Source organism: Vibrio sp. THAF64 (genome assembly GCF_009363455.1).
Lineage (GTDB): Bacteria > Pseudomonadota > Gammaproteobacteria > Enterobacterales > Vibrionaceae > Vibrio > Vibrio coralliilyticus.
Map to the genome: position 1 here is coordinate 461,130 of NZ_CP045356.1, position 22,322 is coordinate 483,451.

Sequence of the window (22,322 nt, forward strand, 5' to 3'; positions counted from 1 at the left end):
TGTTTAACATTTCGCCACCTTATCGATTCAACAATTCATTAACAACCGATTTAATTCTCAATTTAAAGACATATCACGGTTTCAATTTGGTTAATTCAAAACTTATCGCTTTGCTCCCAGATCTTGCATCCTTCATTTTGATCGTTGATGAGGGTAGCTTTACTGCTGCCGCAAAAAAGCTCGATGTAACTCCTTCCGCACTGAGTAAATTGATCACTCGGCTTGAGTCAGCCCTGTCCGTAAAGCTGTTTGAGCGCACGACACGAAAACTCGTTATCACGCCCACTGGGCAGCAAGTTTATGATCAGGCAATTGTGATGGTAAACGCCGCCCAGCAAGCTTGGGAGCTATCAACAACCGATCACAAACAAGCGACAGGCTCTCTTACCATTGCAGCACCAGAAGCTTTCCTCAACTCCGTTTTACAGCCTTTTGTCGTTCCGTTTTTGCAGCAATATCCAGACATTCAGCTGAAGCTACGTGTCGCTGATGGCGAGATCGATCTACTCAGAGACGGGATCGATGTCGCGTTCAAACTTACTGACAAACCTGATGAAAACTTAGTGCTTAAAGAAGTTGGAAAAACGAACCTTGTCCTTTGTGCCAGCCCTGAATACATAGATAAACGTGGTATGCCTTCCCACCCAACTGATCTGCAACATCATGACTGCCTGTATTTGGCCGAAACTGAGCGAGATAATGTTTGGGACTTCTTTAAAGACGACGAATTCCATTCGATGACGGTCTCAGGTCGCTATGCGGTGAACCACTCACAAATGCGTCTCACTGGTGTCAAAAATGCGCTCGGTATTGGCATCTTCCATGATTTTGTCATCGCAGAAGCCATCGAAAAGAAACAAGTTGTACCCGTTCTTTCAGCTTGGACGATCAAAAGTAACTACCATGGCGCAGTCGCTATGCAGTACCCGCAAACCAAATACATGCCCGCTCGCCTACGTGTCTTTATTGATTACATCAGTCAAGTATTAGGCGATAAACTCGCCAGCAAATAACGAGAACCCTATGTTTAATAAAATTCATCACGTTGCGATTATTTGCTCTGATTACCCAGTATCTAAGCAGTTTTATACCCAAGTATTGGGGTTAAAAATCCTAGCCGAAAACTACCGAGAGGCGAGAAGTTCTTACAAGCTCGATTTAGAGCTCCCAGATAGATCGCAAATTGAACTGTTCAGCTTTCCCGGCGCTCCAGAAAGGCCAAGTTTCCCAGAAGCGCAAGGCCTTCGCCATCTCGCCTTTGAAGTCGATAGTGTTGAAGACGTCAAAAGCTATCTCGAAAGCAAAGGGATTGAGGTGGAGCCTGTGCGCATTGATGAATTCACCGGAAAAGCCTTTACGTTTTTCCAAGACCCAGACGGCTTGCCACTGGAGATTTATCAGGCACAAACTTAATAGGGTGGTAGTCATTGAGGATTGGCGACAACCCACTCACGATGCCCTTGCTTACGAGACCAGATAAACACTTTCTCAAGCAAGCTGCGCCGAACTCGCTTTTTGACGATCCGGCGCGGTTTAGGATGGTTCATCAACTTGCCCTCGTTTCACGTCAGCTGATAGAGCGCCATCTCGGCGGAACAATCCGCTTTCCAAAACCACACAAAGAGCACCTCCCACGCCATACGCCACTGAGTCCTTCCAATCAAAAGTTGCCCCCAGCACAACATAAAGCAGTGAAGAAGGCTCAATACCCAGCCACTGTGCCAACTGAAAGTACTGACTAAGCTCAACCAAGGTTGCAATCCCAACCACCAGCATTGCCAAAACCTTAGGATTAATTCGAATCACCGACGCTATGGTGTAGTAGAGCCACACCACAACTAGGACATCCCCAAACGTCGGCCTGATGAAACTATCCCGAACATAGCCAGCAATAAAAACCAGCACGACAAACATCATCAAACTCACCAGAGCATAGTGTTTAGAGAAACGTATATTGAGGTTAGAAGAGCCGCGATTACGGCTCTGACTCATTTCATGCGACTTTGTGTTACGCATCTGTGCTGCCCTGGTGCTCATCGTTCGCTCTCTCTACGGCTTTTTTACTGCGTTCATACCAATCTACGTTTCTGGTTATCACCATCACGAAACTGAGAATCACAAAGCACAATAACGTCCCCATCAGGAGTGCGTAGCTTTCAGCCTGAAGTAGCCCGAAGAGTAATCCGTATAGGCACAATAAACTCACACCAAATACTGTACCGTGCTTGTTATTGTCCAGCATACCAGCCACATAAACACTCAGGAGACTGGTAGAAGCCAATACTGAGATAACATAGGCCCAGTTAAACCCAGTGTGTTCACTGAGTGAAATCAGCAATAGATAGAACAGCGCCAGAGCGAGACCCACAAAACCGTATTGAACAGGATGGACAGGGCGAGCCTGAAACAATTCGAGCAAAAAGAAGCTGGCAAACACGAGTGTAATGACAAGAAGCGAGTAGTTAATAGCACGATGCGACTTGAGGTAATGATCGACCGGATCAATCAGGTCAACACCCATTTGACGCTGTTCCAACTCATAGCACGACGATTCTTCTTCCATGCAGTTTTTAAACAGCTGCGTGATATTGGATGAAAAGTTATTGCTCTCCCATTGTGCGCTGAACCCAGATTCAGACACGGTTGATTCTATCGGCAGGTAATCACCGATGAAGCTCGGATGCGGCCACTCTGAAGACAATTCCACGGTTGTGGTTTTCCCGATAGGTGTTACCTGAAGCTTTCCCATCCCCTGCAATAAGAAGTTAAGATCAAAATCGAGGGGCTTAGAAAGGTCTAAATGCGCTACATTTAGCTGAGTATGAAACCCTTGAGCTAGTTGCTTGATACCGGTTCCCGGCACAACGTCAAACGCCTCGCCTCCCAGCTTCATTTGATCCAATTTCACTAGTCCACGGCTGTCTTTTACGCCAACCACCATTTTAATTTGTTCGATCTTATATCGCTCAAACTCGTGCAATGCTGACAGATCAAAGGATCCTTTGAGCGCACTTTGCGCTTTGTACAAGCGAGCTTTGTAGATACCACGATATTTCTCGAAACTTTCCAGATGAGCAGACATATCAAAAGTGTTTGGCAAAATGTAAGCTTGACGCTCAACGTTGTAAGTTCTGTCTTCACGACGAACAGTTTCCGTGAAATCAATCGCGATAAACGGGCCAATAATGCGCTGTTCACCACTGCTGCTGCGTGCAATCTCATCTCTAACTTCTTGTTGGCGATATGAACGCTCAGAAACAAGGCCACTGACCATAGATACTGGAATTTGTAGCAAGACAAACAAAAACAGCACAAAGCCAAACTTCATGCCGAGTTGATTATTGAGGATTTTCTTCATTTTTCTTCTCCTTAACTGATGTTTTAACTGTAAAACAGCAAGTTGGAGAAAAGATGGAGCGTTTATGGAGTTTTTATGGAGAAGGAAAGCTCAAGGTCACTTTGACGCCTTGTTCTACGTTCTCAATCAGTAGCGAACCTTTGTGTAGCTTGACGACCTGCTCAACAAAATTGAGCCCAAGCCCGGTGCTTTTCACGCCATTTTGGCGTGCAAGCGAGTAGAAGCGTTCTGTGAGTCTCGGCAATGCGTAATCAGGAATATGGGAGCCAGTATTAAATATCGACAAAGCAACTTGTTCATCTGACTGTGAATAGTGCCAACGAATCGAACCGCTATCGTCAACGAAATCCAATGCGTTGTCCATGAGATTAAACAATGCCTGCTGGAACATAAAGCTATCGCCTACAAGCTCAAAGCTAGAGCTAATAGCCGTTTCATATGTCACTCCTTTGGCATTAAGCCGTGCATCTGAAGCCGATACGATCTCGTCGAGCATAACCTTGATGTTGATTGACTCCTGCTTGTCTAAGTGTGGTTGCTTCTCTAGTCGAGCCAACTCCAGCAGCTTATCGATCAAAGACTGCATCCGGTCACTTTCACGTTCTATGTTTGTGGCAAAACGTGTCACTTTCTCATCTGGTAGAGGCATCTGCAATATTTCGCTGGCGCCTTTAATCGCCGACAGCGGGCTTTTGAGTTCATGGGTTAAGGTTTGCACATACTCTTCGACATACTGCTTGCCATCGAGTTGATTACGCATGTTTTCTAGCGCATCACTCAAGGTGCCGTATTCATAAAACACACGAAATGTTGGCTTGGTGACTTTCTCACCCTGACCCATTTTCACCGCGTAGTTTTCCAACTTATTCAGAGCAGAGTGAATGCGCCAAGCGAATAAAGCGCCGGCCAGCAACACGAGGCCACTCATCCAAACCATCCAGAACAAGACATTTCGCTTTGAGAGGTCAATAAATGGCTGAACCGAACGGTTGGACTTTGCCACTGTCACGCTGCCAATGATTTCACCTTTGTGATAGATGGGGGCCGCGACATGCATCACCGTTGATAGAGGATCATCTGGGTCTTCAGCAGTGCTTCGCGCGCCGTATTGGCCGCGCAGCGTCAGATAAACATCATTCCATCTCGAATAATCCTCTCCGACATCTTGTTGCCATGAGTCCGCAATCACAATCCCACTTTTGTCTGTGATGTAAATACGATGATTGATCGCTTTTTTACCGATTTCCCAGATACGTGCTTCTGGTTCCCTTAAGCCATACGCAGTAAGCAGTTTAGAGAATCGACTCTCTGAAATCTGGCCATTCGCCACGTCCTCTTCTGCAAGCACAGCCAAGAGATTGGCCATATCCACCAAGGTTTCTTCAGTCGTTTGGCGAACCGTCGGCTTAAGCTCCTGAATCACAGTAGTACTCACGGTGTAGGCCGTCATACCGACAAGAACAAAGTACAGAAAAAACAGTCTCAATCCGAGTGGAATCTTAGGCCATGGCATCGTTACTCACCCGCTTTATCGTAGTAGTAACCAAAGCCGCGCTTGGTGCATATGCGCTCAGCCATAGAGAAAGGTTTTAGCTTGTTGCGTATCGCTTTAATGTGAGAATCGATATTACGCTCGTAAGATGCATGCGGTGTCATGTCAGCGGCGAGCATCAATTGCTCACGACTTAAAACACAGCTGGATACGGCAATGAGTTTGCTTAGGATCTTAAATTCGACAGCGGTCAAACCCAGTGGCTGGCCATCAACGCTGTAATCAAAGTTATCTGCCTTTAGGCCACCATCAATCTCTTGTTCATTCGGAGATTGGGTTGTCGTCGGGCGTGATTTGATGCGCAGCTTGATTCGCGCCAACATTTCCCTTGGGCTAAAAGGCTTAGTGACATAGTCATCGGCGCCAATTTCCAAGCCCACAACGCGATCGATTTCGTCATTTCTCGCCGTCAGGAAAATAATGGGTACATCAGAAAACTCACGAATGGTTTTGCAGAGTTCGAATCCATTGCCATCGGGTAAGCCGACATCAAGTACCAGCAGCGCGGGCTCACTCTGTTTAATGAACGTCAGCCCTTCATCTGCCGTTGAAAACCACGCCGGCTGATAGCCATCCATTTCGAGAACATGAATTAAATTGTCTGCAATGGCAGGTTCATCCTCAATAATGACGATCGTTGTTTTGTCGTTCAATGTTTCAACTCCGCGCAGCTACGTTTCCGTACTATGACTGATACATGATTACAGACAATCATTATTGTGAATAGTTTAGAAACCAAAGAAGCGCATAGGCCAAGTTACTTTGCCCATTTCTATCAAATCGTAAATGGTGAAAAATACGGCACAAATAACCGCCAGTTTTAGAAGACGATAAACAATGAACATAGGTACTTCCTTAAACATGAGAAAAGCCGCTAGAACGGCTCATAAGACAACGAGAAACAAGAACCACGTTATACCTTTTACTCATTAAGATTTCGAGCACCAAAGACCACAAACTTTCCTACTCCCAGCGGGATTCAGCACAGCTTAACCTTGATATGCATCTCATTTAATAAAGTCACATAGCAAAAAGACGTTCGGTTCCAGTCATTTTAACCCGTTTTTAACCCTCTCTTTCCTAACATCCGGCCAATACCGCACACATGGAAGAGAACAATGAGAAAACATGCTTGTCTACTGGCCCTGACTTTGGGGCTGGCATCCCAGGCGATGGCCATTCCAATCCCTGATGATCTGGATACTGAACTTCGTAAACTGATTGAGCAACACAGCCTCACAGGTGAGCCAAACAAAGGCTTTGAAATACCCAGTGTAGATTCAAAAGAAGTGAAATTAGGAAAACTCTTATTTTTCTCCAAAGCACTAAGTGGTAACAAAGACGTTGCTTGCGCCAGTTGCCATCACCCTTACCTTGGTGGAGGCGACGGATTATCACTCGCAGTAGGGACATTGGCTGAAAATGAAGATGTGCTTGGCCCTGGCCGGAAAACAACCACCGGTGAATTCTATGTAGCACGCAACACGCCAACGATCTTCAACGCTGGTTTATACAAACGCAGTTTGTTCCGTGATGCTCGTGTCGAATTTGTTGACTGGCTTGATCCGTCAAAAGGGATCAGTACTCCCGATGTTGCATTTGGTGAAGCTGACCCAAATTCTGGAGATACCCTTTTAGCCGCTCAAGCTCGCTTTCCACCAGTTACTGCATCTGAAATGCGTGGTTTTGATTTCATGCAGGATGCATCCAATGAGGCCGTGAGAGCGCATCTAGCGGCAAGAATTGGCGATTATGGCGACGCCAAAGGCGAATTGTTTCGAAACCAGTGGCTGGAGAAATTCGCTTCTGTTTACGGAGACGATAAGTCACCTAAGGAGCTTGTAACCTTTGCCAACATTACTCGAGCACTCTCTGCGTACCAAGAGTCGATGAACTTTACCGACAACGCATGGAACCAGTACGTGAATGGTGACACGTCTGCACTTACGACATCGCAGAAGCGTGGAGCCTACCTGTATTTGTACATGCCACCTCCCCCATCTGACGGAGGGAATGAGCCCGACTTTTTACCCACACAGTGCATTGGCTGCCACAACACAGACACTTTCAGTCAAACCAAAGACTCAAACTATCACCGCCTAGCCTTCCCGCAAATCGGCCCCGGAACCGGAGAGCCAGGTATGGAAACAAATGACTTAGGTCGAGCCCATCGAAACGAAAGTGAAGCGGATATCTATAGCTTTCGCTCAGGCACCCTGTTAAACATTGAAGTCACTGGTCCATTTGGACACGCAGGAAACTACGATACTCTAGAACAAGTCATTGATCATTATGATGATTATCACCAAATACTAGACCAATATATTGACGAGCTAGGCTGGTGCAAACAACCTCAGTTTAAAGACATCGAACATTGCAACAGCTTGTTTCCTGACGCAAGAGAGAACACGGATAAAGCCGCGAAGATAATTGACGATGAGATAGCAGATGGCGCACCCGTCTTGCAAAAGCTCAACCTGTCAGATCAATCGAAGACCGATCTGGTTAATTTTATGAAAGCACTTACCGATCCCTGTGTGAAAAGCGCGGAGTGCTTGCAAGCTTGGATCCCTCAACCAGAAGATTCCGATCCTGATGGGCTTCAACTGGCAGCAATTAACTATCAAGGGGTTCCTCTTTACCTGCCATCCAAGTGTTCCGAAGGTGAAACCCTTCAGTCTGGTGGGAAGCTGACAAGAGATCAAGGAGAGTGCATTGCTGGCTCAATGGAACACTTTTACTTTGATATTCAACAAGATAACACTACTGTCTATCTGAGCAGCCGAGATGGTCAAGGCGATCTCAAGCTCTATTACCACCCTACAAGTTGGGCCTCCAAACAGAATGCGTTAGCGGAGTCGATTGGTGAAGGTACAGAACAAGTTCTTATCATCACACTTAATCAGGGCCGTCACTACGTCAGCGCCATCTCACAGCAAGGATATCAAGGGGTTTCTATCGCTTTGGGTACACGGCGTGCCAATAAAGAGCCTGGTGAGCATCCCAAAGCAATCTCAGATGAATGTGTGACCTCTTCTCCTGTTTCACTTGGAGAATTACAAAGCGGTACTCCAGTCTGCACTGCACAAGGTGACAATTACTATTTCATCAAGGTTACAGAGCCCAATAGCACTCTGGAAATTAGAACAAGACACGGTTCAGGTAATACCGATTTATATGTCGGTCCTTATTGGCCAAGTACAAGTCAGTTCGAGTTTTCATCTCGCAGCACAGACAGTAGCGAATACCTGAGAATAGATTCGCCCATACCCGGCTGGTACTTCATTCTTGCGGCTGGAGATGGACTCAATCAGGGCACATCGCTGCAACTTGATATATCCACACAACAATAAAGCATTGCTTTGTAGGCAGTAACGTTAACTACAGCCAAGCCATTTAATGGCTTGTCTTTCACTCATTCTACTAATCTCAATTTGGAAACTTATGATCAACACAATACTAGTTGAAGATGATTCACGCTTAGCGGGTAATATCATTGATTTTCTAGAGCTCGAAAACATCACATGCGATTACGCCAATAATGGCGAAACGGCACTCAACCTGATCGAAAAAAATCAGTATCAGGTCATCATCCTAGACGTCAATCTTCCTCGACTCGATGGCTTTAGCGTATGTGAACGACTTCGCACTCAAGGAGTAGCAGTTCCGATCATTATGTTGACCGCCCGAAATCTACTCGAAGACAAACTGACAGGTTTCAAGGTGGGTACTGATGATTACCTCGCCAAGCCCTTTGCTATGGCAGAATTGGTCGCCAGAACCAAAGCACTAGCGACCAGAAAAAGTGGTCAACTGATCCGATTCAAAGCGGGCAATATCGTATTCTGCACCCAAGAAAATCAAGCGTATATCGACAACCAACCAATCAAGCTTCTTCCCACCAGCCTAATTATCCTAGAACACTTGATGCGTGCTTATCCGCACTCAATCACACGTCAATCTCTTAACCTAGCAATCTGGGAAGACCGAGCACCTAACAGTAACTCTCTCAAAGTCCACATCCACTATCTGCGCAAAGCATTATCTCTACACAGTAGTAGCGTCTGCGTTGTATCAGTAAACAAACAAGGATTTAAGTTGCAGGATACAGATAGTGAGAGCCAATGAAATTTAAAATATCGAGCTTAAAGCACTCTATGATCGCCATGCTATTTGCCACTGCGCTCATTCTCGTGACACTAATGTCTACGCTATGGTTGCTGCACTTTTTTAATAGTCACGACAACATGATAAAAGGCGCTCTGCTTGAGGTTGCCCACAAAAGTGAGTCGAAAAGCGTTGAGCAAAGCCCGCGTTTCATAAAAACCTCAAAGTGGCATCAGTTACCCATAGAAATTCGCCGCCACTTCGATCGTGACCTGCTCTCGCCAAACCAGATCCACCATAAATCAGATCGAACTAGTCCGTTATCAAGACCAACCGAATCCGTGTATGTGATGTTGATTACGAAACCTGATGGTAAAGTGCATTACGTGGCTCATCATTTCAAAGAACCACCAAATGCTCCTCCGCAAAATTGGTTTGAGACACCCGAAATTCAGGCCATTCTTTTTGGTGCTTTCGCATTAAGTTTCTTTCTAATGATGCTGTTCACGTTTATGTACTCAGCCACTAAACCCATTCAACACCTTTATCGGTGGGCTAGACAACTGGATTCCGCCAACATAAGTAGTGCACCACCAAACTTCCAATATGAAGAGTTAAATACACTTGCTCAGATTATTCTTGATAGCTTGCGGAAAACCGAAGCCTCGCTCAAACGTGAGCAGGAGTTTGTGCGTTACGCCAGCCATGAGCTGCGCACACCGATTGCGGTTATTCTTAGCAGTGTAGAATTGATGGATAAAGTCGAAAAACAGTGGGAAGAAAAGAGCCACAATGCGAAGCAACGTATAAAGGACGCGAGCCTCTGCATGGCTGAACTCTGCGACACGTTACTTTGGCTCGACAAAGCGGAGCATTCTCAGCTAACCACTCAATCTGTTGCCCTCTCGTCAGTACTGCATTCTGAAATAGAAAACTTAAGTTATTTAACCCAAGCCAAAAACATTGAAATTCAAATCCATACCGATAGCTATAAAGCTAACCTTCCTTACGCAGCCATTCAGATGATAGCTGCCAATCTATTGCGTAATGCCGTACAGCACACCCATGAAGGTGTAATTACGATTATCCAGCAACAAGGAAGCATTCAGATCATCAACAAAGAGTACTCTGATTATTACGAGCACTATCCGGACAAGTCAGGTTTTGGCCTTGGTTTAATGCTTGTTAGGCGCTTATGTAGACAACTCAGGTGGGGCTTCAGATTTGAAAAGACACACGGCCAATGCCGTGCATCTTTATCGATTGGGGAACCAAACCTTATGTTGACTAAAGGTTTAGATGACGTTCTTTGCGAGCAAAGCGCACTTTAAACCAAGTTTTAGGTGCTTTCGTCAACAAAATACCACACAGCAAGGGCAGCATCAGAGCCAGTGATTGGTGAGACAACATCTCACCATTGATATATACAGAAATAAACAGTGCAACTACAGGAAATATCAGAAAGCAGATTGACGCCTGAAATGGTGTAGATACCTGGCCAAGCTTAAAGTAAGCGACAATCCCGCCAACGCTAGCTATCAAACCTAAATAAACAACTGCAGAGATCGAATCCCAAGTAAAGGATTGCACATCAACATGCTCACCCATAGAAGACACGGCGAACAATAAAATGGAAGCGACCAAACACGGCAATGCATTGTAGGTAAGTACTTGGATGTTCTTACAATGTTTTTGCACAAGCACGTACATAACCGCATGAATCGCAACTGCCAACCCTAGAGATGCAGTACCAATCAGGTAGTCCGAACCACCCATCTGCATTTCATTACCCAATATTAAGCATAAGCTGATCACCGCCGCAAGAAGCCCAAAGACTTGGTGCTTTGCGAGTCGTAACCCAAGGAATAGACCAGACATCAACATCACCGCAACTGGCATGTTAGCGAAGATGATCGAAGCCAAACCGGAGGAGATATATTGCTCCCCGTAAATCATCAAAGTAAAAGGAATCGCAAAGTACATCAGCGCTACAATGATCACCCACTGCCCCTTACCTTTCGGAAACAGTAATGGTTGACCAAACACTTTAGCCAGTACAGCTAACAGTGGAGCGGCAAGTAGAAAGCGTAACGCGGTAGCAAAAATCGGCGGAATAGAGTGCAACGCCACTTCCATAGCGAACCAAGTGGTTCCCCATATCAAGCAAACAGAAACAAAAAGCAGAAAAGTTAGAGACTTCGAATTCATGGTGACTACTACTCATTTAATAATTGTTGTAAATCATCTGCTTGTAGAGCATTAATGACGTAGCACAGTATACGGAGTTCACCAGAGAAATTTTTTGCCTTTAAATCTAGAAATAGTCTTAAATAGAGAAATTAATTTTTTATAATCGAATAATTTAGAAATAAATACCACATAATTACACCACAGCAATATCATTATTTTTAAAAGGGATATTAATTATTACCATTGCTTTAGATGTCGACCAAAAGACATAAATCAATCCAATACAAGCTTCAAAGTACCGTGTGAAAAACAATGTATCGCGCTTTTGTGCGTGCTATAGCCAGACACACAATAGTGCATGTGGTTGAATATACTCTTAAGCTTCAACAATCATTAATAAACTTATGGCTAAAAGAAATGACAGCATTCTGATTCACTTGTGTAGTGCACCTTGGTGGGTCAGCGTCACAATGTCTCTTATCACCTATTTTGGACTTGCCAGCGTCTTACCAAGAATCTTTGCATCCACAGATAACTTTATTCTGAATGCAATTGGACCCAACTTGCCAAATCTAGCGCCTTTGTTTGGCTTTTTGTTTCTGATACCCGCTCCAATCTCATTGATTGCTCAACGTAACAGAAAGCAGAGGTACAGCCGAACCACTGCACAACTTAAATCTCAACGATCCACTGCTGCATTAAATGACTTGAGCTGGATTGAGTTCGAGAGTTACATAGGAGAGTTTTTTAAACACCAGGGTTATCACGTAAAACAAGCACTCTCTTCGGCACCCGACGATGGAGTCGATATATGGCTTACCAAAAATGGAGACGTTAGCTTAGTACAGTGTAAACATTGGAAAAGTAGAAAGGTTGGCGTTCAGGTACTGAGAGAAATGTACGGTGTTATGCTGGCTAATCAGGGCAAACAGATGATTATCGTAACCTCCGGCCACTTCACTTCTGAAGCCATCCGATTTGCCGCAGACAAACGCTTTTGGTTAATATGCGGCGATGAACTAGTGAACATGGTAGAAGATGGACGCTACTTCATTGACCGGTCGTCATCCGAACCATCAAAACACGACGAAGATAGCGTCCTGTGTCCTAAATGCCAGTCAGAATTAGTACTCCGGACTGCAAGGAAAGGCAAGAATTCAGGCAAGCAATTTTATGGCTGCTCCTCTTTTCCTAAATGTCGATTTACTTTAAACACCTAACCGATTAAAAACGTGGCTGATAGCATTAAGAGTAGCGCTAGGCATTAACTCCTTTCATACCCTCAGAAGTATAACGATCACCCACAGGTTTAAAATTGTTGATGGCTCGTTCCAGCATTTTATGGTCCTGAGTCGTCAGCTCAATATTCACGGCTCCAAAGTTATCCTCCAAGTATTTAAGTCGCTTCGTACCCGGAATCGGTACTATGTCTTTACCTTGGTCAAGCAACCAAGCTAAAGCTATTTGGGCCGAAGAACATTCCTTCTCAACTGCCAACTGTTTTACCGCGTCGGATAGCGGTTGATTAGCCTTTAAATTTTCAGACGTGAAGCGTGGAAGTGCTTTGCGAGCATCGCTCTGGGCGAAGTCCTTTTCTGACTGAATATTCCCAGTCAGAAATCCGCGTCCTAACGGCGAATATGGCACGAATCCAATACCGAGTTCACGACAAGTGGGCAAAATTTCAGCTTCCACATCTCGAGTCCAAAGTGAATATTCCGTCTGAACCGCCGTTACTGGATGTATTGCATGTGCTCGCCTCAGCGTGTTTGCGCTCACTTCAGAGAGCCCAATATGTGCGATTTTCCCAGCAGAAACTAGATCACTAAGCGTCTCCATTGTAGTTTCAATAGATGCATTAGGATCTAAGCGGTGAATGTAATAGAGATCAATACACTCAACGCCGAGCCGACGCAGTGAGCCTTCACAGGCCTTTCTTATGTAATCCGGGCTGTTATCAATACGTCGTTTGTATTCTCCCGGCTCACGTACAATGCCACACTTGGTTGCCACTTTTACGTTACTGCGACGAGTCCTTAAGAATCGACCAATCAGTTCCTCGTTATGATGGTCACCATAAGTATCTGCTGTGTCCAAAAGCGTACACCCTAGATCAACAGCTTTATTCAATACCTCTATTGATTCTTGATCATTTCTGGGCCCATAGAATTCACTCATTCCCATGCAACCTAGGCCGATCGCAGATACTTCTAAGCCATTTCCCAAGATACGTTTTTCCATCATCTAAATTTCCTTGGTTTGTTGTGTTGTTCACAGTATGCTCTCCTCAAAAGGAGGTTCATATGGCCAAAAAACACAATCAGTTTTCCGAATTCGGAAATAACAAACACAGTAGACTCAACTGGGATGATGCACGAGTCTTCTTGGCCATAGCGAGAGCAGGAACACTAAGTGGCGCATCCAAAACACTAAAAATAGGTATCGCGACAGCGACTCGTCGGCTCGAACGCTTAGAAAATGCGCTTGAACTGCGGTTGTTCGTGCGTGACCAACTAGGATACATACTTACCGATGAAGGGCTGTCACTAATTCCTCAAGCAGAAGCTCTGGAACAAGCCGGATATGCGTTTGGCTCTGCGGCACAAGGTACGGATGATGGGGTTTCAGGCCACGTTCGATTAGCAACCGCACAAGGACTGGCTGATCATTTGATCATTCCGGCCTTACCAAATCTACTCAGCAAGCATGATGGACTCAATGTAGAAGTGGAAACCAGTGTTTCAACCGTCAACTTGCATCGAAGAGATGCTGATATGGCTATACGTATGGTGAGGCCAGAGAGAGGAAATGTAACTATCCGTCGTTTAGGAGATTTAGGTTTTGGGCTTTACGGATCTGAAAGTTATTTAAATAGAAGACCTCGTTCAAAGCAGACAAATCCCTATGTGAATGATGACTTCATTGGCTGGACGGAAACTCAGCAACACCTTCCTGCTGCACAATGGATTCAAAAAACACTACGTGGCAGAACTTGCAAGCTTACTACGTCCAGTTTGTCCGCGCAGTTCAGTGCCGTTCATGCTGGCCTTGGGCTCTCAATTCTTCCTCACTTCATCGCTAAACAACAAGGTCTCATCTGCATTGAAAATGAGATGGGCTGTAATAAACCTATCTGGCTTGCGATTCACTCAGATTTAGCACACTCAAGACGGATAAGAGTGGTCGCTGATTTCTTGAGCGAGCTAATTTATGAAAATCGGGAATTATTGGAGTTTGGAAAGTGAAAATAGGTTACCGAAAAGCTAACAAGTACCTGTTGTAACTAGCAAGTCCATCGAATACAAAAAAGCCGCTTAATGCGGCTTTTATTGAATACTTAGTTTCTAGTGCACTGGCTTATCGGTTTTCGAGTAAAACTTGCCAAAGTACTGTTCTAGGATTTCTGGCGTTAGCTCGCCGGCTTCTTCAAGTTTTTTCAGCTCTGCCGCGATAGCTTTTTGCTCTTCAAGTGATGGAAGCGCTACCTCAGGCTCATCACTCATTTCCTGAGACATTTGCTCTAGCTCTTTTTCAAAATCACTCATGATATTACTTACCTAATAATATAAAAACTGGGGCTAAGTTTACCCACTTAGCCCCAGTTATTCTAGTTCACGGATGGTTTTATAGCTTAAAGCTACCTACCATGCGATCAAGGCGTTCTGACAACTCTTTCAGATCAGAGCTGGCAGCTGCCAGTTCTTCCGCCGTACTAGTTGTTACTTCGTTGATGGCGTTAATCTCTTCAATGTTTTGGTTGATAGTATGCACAACCGTTGATTGCTCTTCCGTGGCCGTTGCCACCTGAGTGTTGCGATCAGAAATATCATGGATTCGCTCAGAAATATTCACCAGCACTTCTACTGCTTCATCCGATGACGACACACCTTCATGCGTGACAGATTTGCCTGCTTCCATGGCCGTTACCGCATCTTTGGCGTCGCTTTGAAGTTGGTTGATCATCTTCTGGATCTCTTCTGTCGAATCTGCGGTTCGGCTTGCTAGATTTCGCACTTCATCCGCAACCACAGCGAAACCACGCCCTTGCTCACCCGCTCGCGCTGCTTCGATTGCTGCGTTCAATGCCAGCAAGTTGGTTTGCTCGGAGATATCACGGATTACGTCAAGAATCGAGCCGATTTCTTGTGTTGTCGATGCCAGTTGCTCAACCACTTGACCAGTATTCTCGATGTCCATAGCCAAACGACTGATCGCGTCTTTGGCCTTGTTAACAACATTCTGACCGACCTGAGTATTATCTGACGCTTGATTCGCGGTTTCTGCAGCGGTTGCCGCATTCGATGCAATCTCACTAATCGTTGCGCCCATTTCATTAATCGCCGTGACTACCTGAATGGTTTGGTCGCGCTGAATCTGGCTGTTATCGTGAGTCGTGTTGGCTTTATGGGAAACACTCTCAGAGGCGGTTTGTAGCGCACCGCTGGTTGATGCGACTTCTTTCATCGACTCGTGTATTTTCTCGATAAAGCCGTTAAACCCTTCAGATAACTGACCAATTTCATCACTACTCTGAACTTCAATACGCTGTGAAAGGTCACCATCACCACGGCCAAGGTCGGTAAAGCGCGCTGCAATAGACTTTATTGGGCGTGTAATGCTGTTCGCTAAGAATAAACCCATGAAGATGAACAGAGCAGCAACCACGATCGTAGTAACAGTCATCTGTTTAGCAACATAGTTAAGGTCAGCGAACACTTCATTTACCGGCGCTACACCGATAACAAACCAGTCCATTGAAGGAATATATAGGCTCGAAACGAACACTTGCTCGCCTTCGTAGCTCGCTTCAATCAGGTTGAAGCCAGATTTATTCAAAAGCGTAGAAGCTTCGCTTCCATACAATTGAGATAAAGTCGAACTGGCTTTGTCCTTCTGGCGATGAATTTGTACCTGTCCTTGTGCATCCGTCAGGAATACAAAACCCGTGTCTTCGATTTGGAAGCCGTTGAGCAATCTAACCATGTCGTCCATTGACTTAGACAAGCCGGACATGCTGAGTCCGTTTACAAACTGGAAGTTAGCGAACATTTTCACTTCACCAGTCGATTCCTGAAACATGCTCACCATGGTAGGTTGTCCAGACTGCGTGAAACCAAAGAACCATCCGTCTTGCTGTTGGTTCAACTGACGTAAGAAGCCATTCTGGTTCCAGTAGTAGGCTGTTTCACGGTTCGCAACAGAGGCATCATTCAAATTGTATTGATTGCGAACGTTATTGAGCTCTTTAACCAGCATCGCTTCCACTTGAGGGTCGATGTTGGTCGTACTGACCGCTTGTTTGATAAATTCATTGTTTGCTATCTGCTCGGCGGCGCGCAGTAGCTGAGTCACATCGTAATCGATTTGTCCTTTAATCTGGTCCAGCATAGATGGTAGTTCGATACCTACTAATCTATGTTCGAGGACCTCACGTGCCTGACGCTGTGCCATCACTCCGACAATAATTGTTGAAGCAAGAACAGCAAAAGTAATACCCGCAACAACCTTTTGCTTAATACTGATCGCGTTTAGTTTCATCATTCGAGTTGCCTTATAGCGCTTTATGACTGTATGAAAGTTGAAATCACAGTTAATTTTTAGCTTAGGAGGAGAGCAAGCCAAATTAAATTGTGACGCACTTTTTTTATATCGGACAAAAAATACATTCCTTTACTGAATAAGTCATCAATTTCGCACTAATTTGCAAACCAATTTTTCGATATTGAACACTTGCATGAAGCGTTAAAATCCCCATATTGTAAGCAACTGAAATAATAGAACTTATGTTGCAGTACTAAGTTGGATAGTTATTAACCATCCAATACGCAACATTAGTCAATGGATGAACTTTTTCACTTCAAAATCCACTAAGTGAAAAAGTGAGGAGACAGACATCGATGAACTCTCAGTCATTTCATACCCTACAACAATACTTGGAAGGCCAAGTTATTGGTCAGACTGAACTTGTTAAACAACTTTTAGTCGCTCTATTAGCCGATGGCCACATTCTGGTTGAAGGCCCGCCTGGATTAGCGAAAACACGCGCTGTTAAGTCATTGGCTGACTGCATTGAAGGCGACTTTCACCGGATCCAATTTACTCCAGATCTACTTCCTGCCGATTTAACCGGCACTGATATTTTCCGTCCGGAAACGGGCGAATTTACATTCCAAGCAGGGCCGATCTTCAACTCACTGATTTTAGCTGACGAAATCAACCGTGCCCCTGCGAAAGTTCAGGCCGCTATGCTTGAAGCCATGGCAGAAAAACAAATCACCGCTGGTCGTCAAACATACCCACTGCCAGAGCTGTTTCTGGTAATGGCGACGCAAAACCCAATTGAGCAAGAAGGCACTTACCCGCTTCCCGAAGCGCAATTGGATCGCTTTTTACTGCATCTCAATGTGGATTATCCGAATGCAGAAAGTGAACTGGAAATACTGCGCCTGAATCGCGGTGAGGCAAAAGGCGAGGAAAAAGTCGCTCCGCCAGTCCTCTCTCAACAAGATATTTTCTCTGCGCGACAGGAAGTATTGAACATCCACATGGCGGAAGGGGTTGAGAACTATATTATTCGCCTTGTTATGGCGACACGCCAACCAACGCAATATGACGAAACACTGAGTAACTGGATAGAAATGGGAGTCAGCCCTCGCGCAACCATCGCGTTAGATCGCTGTGCTCGTGCTCACGCTTGGCTCTCTGGTCGTGACTATGTATCGCCAGAAGATGTGCAGGCGATGGCTTTTCCAGTTCTCAGACACCGTATTCTGCTCAGCTACCAGGCTCAAGCCGAAGGCATTAGTGCCAATCAGGTGGTTAACCGCCTTCTGTCTCTGGTGGGCAGCGCATAAGGGTTACAGATGGATAAACAATTATCCCCATACTCTGACGGCGTAAACTTGTGTCTTGATGAACTGCTTTACTACAAGCAGCAAGCGATAAAGTGGTTACCTCCTGCAAAGAGTTTGTGGTCTCAAATGCTGGGGCAACATCAGAGTAAGCAACTAGGCCGTGGTATGGACTTTGCCGAAGTCCGCCAGTATCAACCTGGTGACGATGTGCGGAGCATTGATTGGCGCGTAACCGCTCGAACCGGTAAACCTCATACCAAGCTTTTCACAGAAGAACGAGAGAAGCCCATCATTGTGTATGTGGATTTCAGTGCCAGCATGATGTTTGGTTCTCAACTGATGTTCAAATCGGTCTTGGCATCTCATATGGCAAGCCTGATTGCGTGGTTGTCTGTTGCTCAGCGAGATCGTATAGGCGCAATGATTGATACTGGCGACCAACTGACTGAGCTAAAGCCGACCAGTCGTAATCAAGGGCCACTCGCATTAATTCAGCATCTGGTGAAGCTTCATCAGGACAAACTGAATCAATCGACTACGCCCCACTCCTCAGATATGGGCCATGGTTTACAGGCGCTGAACCGCCTTTGTCCCAAGGGGAGTGAAGTGGTCATCATCAGTGACTTCCTCCGTTTCTCAGAGTCTAACCAGCCATTACTCACTCGGCTGCGTGCCCACAACCGCGTACGATTGGTTCATATTTCTGATCCTTTGGAAGCGGGTATCACCAGTTACCGTGGAGTCGAGCAAGTTTCCGACAAACGTCAAACGCTGTGGATGGACTTTTCTTCACGAAAAGCACGCGATCAGATTAAGTCTGTTTTTGAACAAAAACAGCAAGATCTGAAAGACTTATCTATTAACCATGGCTTGAGTTTTACCCGTCTCTCTACCCAAGAATCATTACTACAACAATTATCTGGACGTAATCAATGAGCACCAATAACAAGGATTCACTACTACCACTTAATCCAATGCATTTACCGGAGGTGCCCTCGTGGTTTCCACTGGCATGGGGATGGTGGGCGACCGCAGGAGCGATTGTCTTTGGCACATTGATAATTTGGCTGACCTATCGCTGGAATAAAAAGCGCATGGCACCAAAGAAAACCGCGCTGAAGCTTATTCAGGCAGGTGACAAACCTGCTGAAGCCATTGAATTATTACGTCAGGCCGCGCTGTGTTACTACCCAAGAGAAGAAGTAGCGCAGTTAACGGGCAAAGAGTGGTATGCCTTTCTTGATACTCAGGTGAAATCACCCGTGTTCCTTGAGAACTATGAACTCTGGCAAGAGGCTTTGTATTCGAAAGAGCCCGTAGGAAACGCGTCCGAACTGATTACCCATTGCTCCCAGTGGGTCGATGAGGCGCTTCCGCCAAAAAGAAGGAGAGCCAAAGTTGGCTAACATCGAATTCGTATGGTGGTGGGCATTTCTGCTGCTACCACTCCCCATACTGATTTATTTTTTACTGCCGCCAGTTAAACAGTCATCTCCCGTTTATATGCCCTACCTGCCCGATTCAGCGGCAGGCAGCGCGCCGAGGAACTTGTTGGCTAAAGTTCTGGCGAGTCTGGTATGGGTCTGCCTGATTACCGCGGTTGCAAGACCTGTCTGGTATGGCGACCCTGTCACGACACAACCGAAGCATAGAGACATGATGCTGGTAGTTGATCTGTCTTACTCGATGAGTAAAGAAGACATGCAATTCAACGGTGACTACATCGACCGTTTAAGCGCAGTCAAACAGGTCTTATCTGACTTCATTTCCAAACGTCAGGGAGACCGATTAGGCTTAGTGCTGTTTGCCGATCACGCTTATCTGCAAACACCATTAACGCTTGATAGACATACCGTTGCCGAGCAGCTCAATCAAACCGTATTACGCCTTATTGGGACCAAAACCGCGATTGGTGAAGGCATAGGACTAGCAACCAAAACGTTCGTCGATAGCGATGCACCGCAGCGTGTGATGATACTACTCAGCGATGGCAGTAACACTGCGGGCGTACTTGACCCAATCGAAGCGGCCAAAATTGCCAAGAAATACGACGCCACGATATACACTGTTGGCGTCGGCGCCGGAGAGATGATGGTCAAAGAGTTTTTCATGACACGTAAAGTCAACACAGCTCAAGACCTAGACGAAAAATCTCTGATGGAAATCGCCAAGCTAACAGGTGGGCAATATTTTCGTGCCCGCGACAGCAAAGAGCTGGCGACCATCTATGACACCATCAATAACCTAGAGCCTGTTAGCCAAGCCACACAAACCTGGCGACCACAGCAAGAATGGTTCGGGTTTCCACTTGCGATAGCACTGGCGGGATTCTTCGCACTTATTATCATCAGGAGGAATCATGTCTGATTTTCGCTTCCTCTATCCAGAGTGGCTGCTGGTACTCCTTCCACTATGTGGGTTAGTTTTTTGGCTCTCAAAACGTAGCCGCAACCAGACGTTAATTGCCCCTCATCTTGCCAAAGCAATGGGTATACAACACAAATCGGCACGCAATGCTGTCACCAGTGCAATCGCCATCTGCGGTTTACTCGCCACTATTGCTCTCTCTGGGCCAAGCTTTACCAGCTCTGAAAGACCTAGCTTCAGCAACGACAGTGCTCGTGTGCTAATCATGGACATGTCGATGTCTATGTATGCCACTGACATCAAACCTAACCGGCTGACTCAGACTAAATACAAGGCCAGTGACCTACTCAAAAAATGGAGTGAAGGTACCACTGGTCTCATCGCTTACGCTGGCGATGCGTACACCGTTAGTCCGATGACCTCAGATACGCGTACCATTCAAAACCTGATCCCCAACCTCAGCCCCGAATTGATGCCCTACCCCGGTGCCGACGCAGTAAAAGCCGTTCGTTTAGCTATTGATATGATGAAAAACACCGGCTTGTCTCGTGGTGACATCATACTCTTCAGTGATGATTTGGATAATGCGGAAACCCAAGGAATTCAAGATCTTCTTGAAGGCACACACTGGCGACTGTCCATTCTGGGTGTAGGTACCCGTTCAGGAGCCCCGATACGACTCAGTGATGGCACTCTGCTTAAAACCGATGCTGGGCAAACCGTGGTGGCGAAATCCAACTTCAGTAACATGAATAGCGTGTCCAAATCCCTTGGTGGTTTCTTTACACCTATTCAGCTCAATAACAGCGACATAGACGCCATAGCGAATCGCACAAGTAGCGTTGAAAGTACGGGTAAACTAAACCAAGCCCAACAAATCAGTGATCGGGTCAACAGTGGTATCTGGTTAGTACCTTTGCTTATCATCCCGGCGCTTCTTATGTTCCGTCGTGGTTTTTTGTTTTCGATGATCATCTTGGCTTACCCACTACTGTCTCCTAAACCAGCGATGGCTTCAGCTTGGCTTAACAGTAATCAACAAGCCAAACAGCTCTACGATGCCGAGCAGTATCAAGAAGCGGCGGATCTGTTCGAGAACAAAGAGTGGCAAGGTATAGCGCAGTATCAGGCGGGTAACTTCCCTGCTGCCATCAATGCGCTTAAAGGTTCGCAGACGCCAAACGGAAAATACAACCTCGCTAACGCCTACGCTCAAAACCGAGAGTTTGATCAAGCCATTAGCCTTTATGAAGACGTGCTCAAACAAGATCCGGGCAACGAAGATGCAAAGAAAAATCTGGAGATTGTCAGACAACAGCAACAGCAACAGCAACAGCAACAGCAACAGCAACAGCAACAGCAACAGCAACAGCAACAGCAACAGCAACAGCAACAGCAACAGCAACAGCAACAGCAACAGCAACAGCAACAGCAACAGCAACAAAAGTCTGACGATGGCTCCTCATCAGAGCAAGAGAATTCGTCTAAATCTGAGCAAGATTCATCTTCAAATGAGAAATCGTCTGACAAGCAATCTGAGCAGCAGCAATCTCAAAAGCCTCAGCAAAACCAAGAAGAGACAAGCGAACAGCAAAAGCAACAGGCATCAAATTCCGAAACTCCTCAGCAGCAACAAGACCAAGACAAGCAACAGCAAGGTGCTTCAAAGCCGGAACAAGAGCCAGATCCGCAAGATAAAAGCGCGACTCAACCACAAAACGCAGCTGAGCAGGAGCAAAATTTAGAACAGATTGATCCTGCACTTCGCAAACTAGAACAGGTCGAAAGCGCGCGCGACCCTAGCCGTTTACTCAGAGCTCAGATGATGTTGCAAGCTCAGCAAAAACAACCACCGCAGAATACAGGTAAGAAGTGGTAACTATGAATCGACAAA

General features: G+C 45.7%; 21 protein-coding genes. 12 read left to right on the top strand and 9 right to left on the bottom strand.

Features of this window, described 5'->3' with window-relative positions:
• The first annotated feature begins 86 nt into the window (after positions 1–86).
• Complete coding sequence (locus FIU99_RS18655) at positions 87–1,013, top strand: LysR family transcriptional regulator (RefSeq protein WP_152472450.1); 927 nt, start codon at positions 87–89, stop codon at positions 1,011–1,013.
• A gap of 10 nt (positions 1,014–1,023) precedes the next feature.
• Positions 1,024–1,413, top strand: a complete 390-nt coding sequence (locus tag FIU99_RS18660) for a VOC family protein (protein WP_152472451.1) — start codon at positions 1,024–1,026, stop codon at positions 1,411–1,413.
• A gap of 11 nt (positions 1,414–1,424) precedes the next feature.
• Here the strand turns inward: FIU99_RS18660 and FIU99_RS27695 are convergent, their stop codons facing one another.
• The 5 genes from FIU99_RS27695 to FIU99_RS18680 all read right to left on the bottom strand — a co-directional run bounded on the left by FIU99_RS27695 (position 1,425) and on the right by FIU99_RS18680 (position 5,563).
• On the bottom strand, positions 1,425–1,547 hold the full coding sequence (locus FIU99_RS27695; RefSeq protein ID WP_285897074.1) for a hypothetical protein: 123 nt from the start codon (positions 1,545–1,547) through the stop codon (positions 1,425–1,427).
• On the bottom strand, positions 1,534–2,016 hold the full coding sequence (locus FIU99_RS18665) for a DUF2809 domain-containing protein (RefSeq protein ID WP_251768449.1): 483 nt from the start codon (positions 2,014–2,016) through the stop codon (positions 1,534–1,536). The genes FIU99_RS27695 and FIU99_RS18665 overlap by 14 nt, the downstream gene beginning before the upstream one ends.
• On the bottom strand, positions 2,009–3,358 hold the full coding sequence (creD, locus tag FIU99_RS18670) for a cell envelope integrity protein CreD (RefSeq protein ID WP_152472452.1): 1,350 nt from the start codon (positions 3,356–3,358) through the stop codon (positions 2,009–2,011). Before creD ends, FIU99_RS18665 begins: the two co-directional genes overlap by 8 nt.
• 73 nt (positions 3,359–3,431) lie before the next feature.
• Entirely contained in the window at positions 3,432–4,871 is a 1,440-nt protein-coding gene (creC, locus tag FIU99_RS18675) for a two-component system sensor histidine kinase CreC (RefSeq protein ID WP_099608524.1), read from the bottom strand.
• Positions 4,872–4,873: 2 nt separating this feature from the next.
• Positions 4,874–5,563, bottom strand: a complete 690-nt coding sequence (locus tag FIU99_RS18680) for a response regulator (protein ID WP_099608525.1) — start codon at positions 5,561–5,563, stop codon at positions 4,874–4,876.
• Between the two features lie 465 nt (positions 5,564–6,028).
• On the opposite strand from FIU99_RS18680, the gene FIU99_RS18685 reads away from it, so the two are divergent.
• The 3 genes from FIU99_RS18685 to FIU99_RS18695 all read left to right on the top strand — a co-directional run bounded on the left by FIU99_RS18685 (position 6,029) and on the right by FIU99_RS18695 (position 10,348).
• Positions 6,029–8,263, top strand: coding sequence for a cytochrome c peroxidase (locus tag FIU99_RS18685; protein ID WP_152472453.1), 2,235 nt, complete (start codon positions 6,029–6,031; stop codon positions 8,261–8,263).
• A gap of 91 nt (positions 8,264–8,354) precedes the next feature.
• A complete protein-coding gene (locus FIU99_RS18690) occupies positions 8,355–9,038 on the top strand; it encodes a response regulator transcription factor (protein ID WP_099608527.1) in 684 nt (227 codons plus the stop codon).
• Positions 9,035–10,348 (top strand): HAMP domain-containing sensor histidine kinase, encoded by a 1,314-nt coding sequence (locus tag FIU99_RS18695; RefSeq protein ID WP_152472454.1) that lies wholly within the window; start codon positions 9,035–9,037, stop codon positions 10,346–10,348. Before FIU99_RS18690 ends, FIU99_RS18695 begins: the two co-directional genes overlap by 4 nt.
• Here FIU99_RS18695 and FIU99_RS18700 read toward each other — a convergent pair.
• Positions 10,305–11,225, bottom strand: a complete 921-nt coding sequence (locus FIU99_RS18700) for a DMT family transporter (RefSeq protein WP_152472455.1) — start codon at positions 11,223–11,225, stop codon at positions 10,305–10,307. The two genes, FIU99_RS18695 and FIU99_RS18700, sit on opposite strands and share 44 nt — an antisense overlap.
• A 386-nt stretch (positions 11,226–11,611) precedes the next feature.
• Here FIU99_RS18700 and FIU99_RS18705 point away from each other — a divergent pair, with 386 nt between their 5' ends.
• Positions 11,612–12,427 (top strand): restriction endonuclease, encoded by an 816-nt coding sequence (locus tag FIU99_RS18705; protein WP_006960689.1) that lies wholly within the window; start codon positions 11,612–11,614, stop codon positions 12,425–12,427.
• A 37-nt stretch (positions 12,428–12,464) separates the two neighbouring features.
• Here the strand turns inward: FIU99_RS18705 and FIU99_RS18710 are convergent, their stop codons facing one another.
• Positions 12,465–13,448, bottom strand: a complete 984-nt coding sequence (locus FIU99_RS18710) for an aldo/keto reductase (protein ID WP_172854215.1) — start codon at positions 13,446–13,448, stop codon at positions 12,465–12,467.
• Between the two features lie 62 nt (positions 13,449–13,510).
• Between FIU99_RS18710 and FIU99_RS18715 the strand changes: the two genes are divergently transcribed.
• Complete coding sequence (locus tag FIU99_RS18715) at positions 13,511–14,452, top strand: LysR family transcriptional regulator (protein ID WP_152472456.1); 942 nt, start codon at positions 13,511–13,513, stop codon at positions 14,450–14,452.
• Between the two features lie 99 nt (positions 14,453–14,551).
• Here FIU99_RS18715 and FIU99_RS18720 read toward each other — a convergent pair whose 3' ends face one another.
• Both FIU99_RS18720 and FIU99_RS18725 read right to left on the bottom strand, forming a co-directional pair.
• A complete protein-coding gene (locus FIU99_RS18720) occupies positions 14,552–14,752 on the bottom strand; it encodes a chromosome segregation ATPase (RefSeq protein WP_006960686.1) in 201 nt (66 codons plus the stop codon).
• A 79-nt stretch (positions 14,753–14,831) separates the two neighbouring features.
• Positions 14,832–16,748, bottom strand: a complete 1,917-nt coding sequence (locus tag FIU99_RS18725) for a methyl-accepting chemotaxis protein (RefSeq protein WP_152472457.1) — start codon at positions 16,746–16,748, stop codon at positions 14,832–14,834.
• 356 nt (positions 16,749–17,104) lie between these two features.
• Between FIU99_RS18725 and FIU99_RS18730 the strand changes: the two genes are divergently transcribed.
• From FIU99_RS18730 to FIU99_RS18750, 5 genes are read left to right on the top strand one after another with little or no spacing between them, the layout of a single operon-like run.
• Complete coding sequence (locus FIU99_RS18730) at positions 17,105–18,061, top strand: MoxR family ATPase (protein WP_021458217.1); 957 nt, start codon at positions 17,105–17,107, stop codon at positions 18,059–18,061.
• Positions 18,062–18,070: 9 nt separating this feature from the next.
• Positions 18,071–18,997: a DUF58 domain-containing protein gene (locus tag FIU99_RS18735; protein WP_152472458.1), complete on the top strand. Its 927-nt coding sequence runs from the start codon at positions 18,071–18,073 to the stop codon at positions 18,995–18,997.
• Positions 18,994–19,467 (top strand): DUF4381 domain-containing protein, encoded by a 474-nt coding sequence (locus FIU99_RS18740; protein WP_021458215.1) that lies wholly within the window; start codon positions 18,994–18,996, stop codon positions 19,465–19,467. Before FIU99_RS18735 ends, FIU99_RS18740 begins: the two co-directional genes overlap by 4 nt.
• The gene (locus FIU99_RS18745) at positions 19,460–20,428 is read left to right on the top strand and encodes a VWA domain-containing protein (protein ID WP_099608536.1); all 969 of its coding nucleotides are present in this window, start codon (positions 19,460–19,462) and stop codon (positions 20,426–20,428) included. Before FIU99_RS18740 ends, FIU99_RS18745 begins: the two co-directional genes overlap by 8 nt.
• Positions 20,421–22,307 carry a VWA domain-containing protein gene (locus tag FIU99_RS18750; RefSeq protein WP_152472459.1) on the top strand — a complete coding sequence of 629 codons (1,887 nt, stop codon included), beginning with the start codon at positions 20,421–20,423 and terminating at the stop codon, positions 22,305–22,307. Before FIU99_RS18745 ends, FIU99_RS18750 begins: the two co-directional genes overlap by 8 nt.
• The last annotated feature ends 15 nt before the right edge of the window (positions 22,308–22,322 follow it).

What these genes read in the sequence shown, in the direction of transcription:
- FIU99_RS18710 (WP_172854215.1), bottom strand. Translation starts at nt 13,448, where the DNA reads ATGGAAAAACGTATCTTGGGAAATGGCTTAGAAGTATCTGCGATCGGC.
- FIU99_RS18705 (WP_006960689.1), top strand. Translation starts at nt 11,612, where the DNA reads ATGGCTAAAAGAAATGACAGCATTCTGATTCACTTGTGTAGTGCACCT.
- FIU99_RS18660 (WP_152472451.1), top strand. Translation starts at nt 1,024, where the DNA reads ATGTTTAATAAAATTCATCACGTTGCGATTATTTGCTCTGATTACCCA.
- FIU99_RS18700 (WP_152472455.1), bottom strand. Translation starts at nt 11,225, where the DNA reads ATGAATTCGAAGTCTCTAACTTTTCTGCTTTTTGTTTCTGTTTGCTTG.
- FIU99_RS18715 (WP_152472456.1), top strand. Translation starts at nt 13,511, where the DNA reads ATGGCCAAAAAACACAATCAGTTTTCCGAATTCGGAAATAACAAACAC.
- FIU99_RS18720 (WP_006960686.1), bottom strand. Translation starts at nt 14,752, where the DNA reads ATGAGTGATTTTGAAAAAGAGCTAGAGCAAATGTCTCAGGAAATGAGT.
- FIU99_RS18685 (WP_152472453.1), top strand. Translation starts at nt 6,029, where the DNA reads ATGAGAAAACATGCTTGTCTACTGGCCCTGACTTTGGGGCTGGCATCC.
- FIU99_RS18695 (WP_152472454.1), top strand. Translation starts at nt 9,035, where the DNA reads ATGAAATTTAAAATATCGAGCTTAAAGCACTCTATGATCGCCATGCTA.
- creD (WP_152472452.1), bottom strand. Translation starts at nt 3,358, where the DNA reads ATGAAGAAAATCCTCAATAATCAACTCGGCATGAAGTTTGGCTTTGTG.
- FIU99_RS18750 (WP_152472459.1), top strand. Translation starts at nt 20,421, where the DNA reads ATGTCTGATTTTCGCTTCCTCTATCCAGAGTGGCTGCTGGTACTCCTT.
- FIU99_RS18665 (WP_251768449.1), bottom strand. Translation starts at nt 2,016, where the DNA reads ATGCGTAACACAAAGTCGCATGAAATGAGTCAGAGCCGTAATCGCGGC.
- FIU99_RS27695 (WP_285897074.1), bottom strand. Translation starts at nt 1,547, where the DNA reads ATGAACCATCCTAAACCGCGCCGGATCGTCAAAAAGCGAGTTCGGCGC.
- creC (WP_099608524.1), bottom strand. Translation starts at nt 4,871, where the DNA reads ATGCCATGGCCTAAGATTCCACTCGGATTGAGACTGTTTTTTCTGTAC.
- FIU99_RS18690 (WP_099608527.1), top strand. Translation starts at nt 8,355, where the DNA reads ATGATCAACACAATACTAGTTGAAGATGATTCACGCTTAGCGGGTAAT.
- FIU99_RS18740 (WP_021458215.1), top strand. Translation starts at nt 18,994, where the DNA reads ATGAGCACCAATAACAAGGATTCACTACTACCACTTAATCCAATGCAT.
- FIU99_RS18735 (WP_152472458.1), top strand. Translation starts at nt 18,071, where the DNA reads ATGGATAAACAATTATCCCCATACTCTGACGGCGTAAACTTGTGTCTT.
- FIU99_RS18725 (WP_152472457.1), bottom strand. Translation starts at nt 16,748, where the DNA reads ATGATGAAACTAAACGCGATCAGTATTAAGCAAAAGGTTGTTGCGGGT.
- FIU99_RS18730 (WP_021458217.1), top strand. Translation starts at nt 17,105, where the DNA reads ATGAACTCTCAGTCATTTCATACCCTACAACAATACTTGGAAGGCCAA.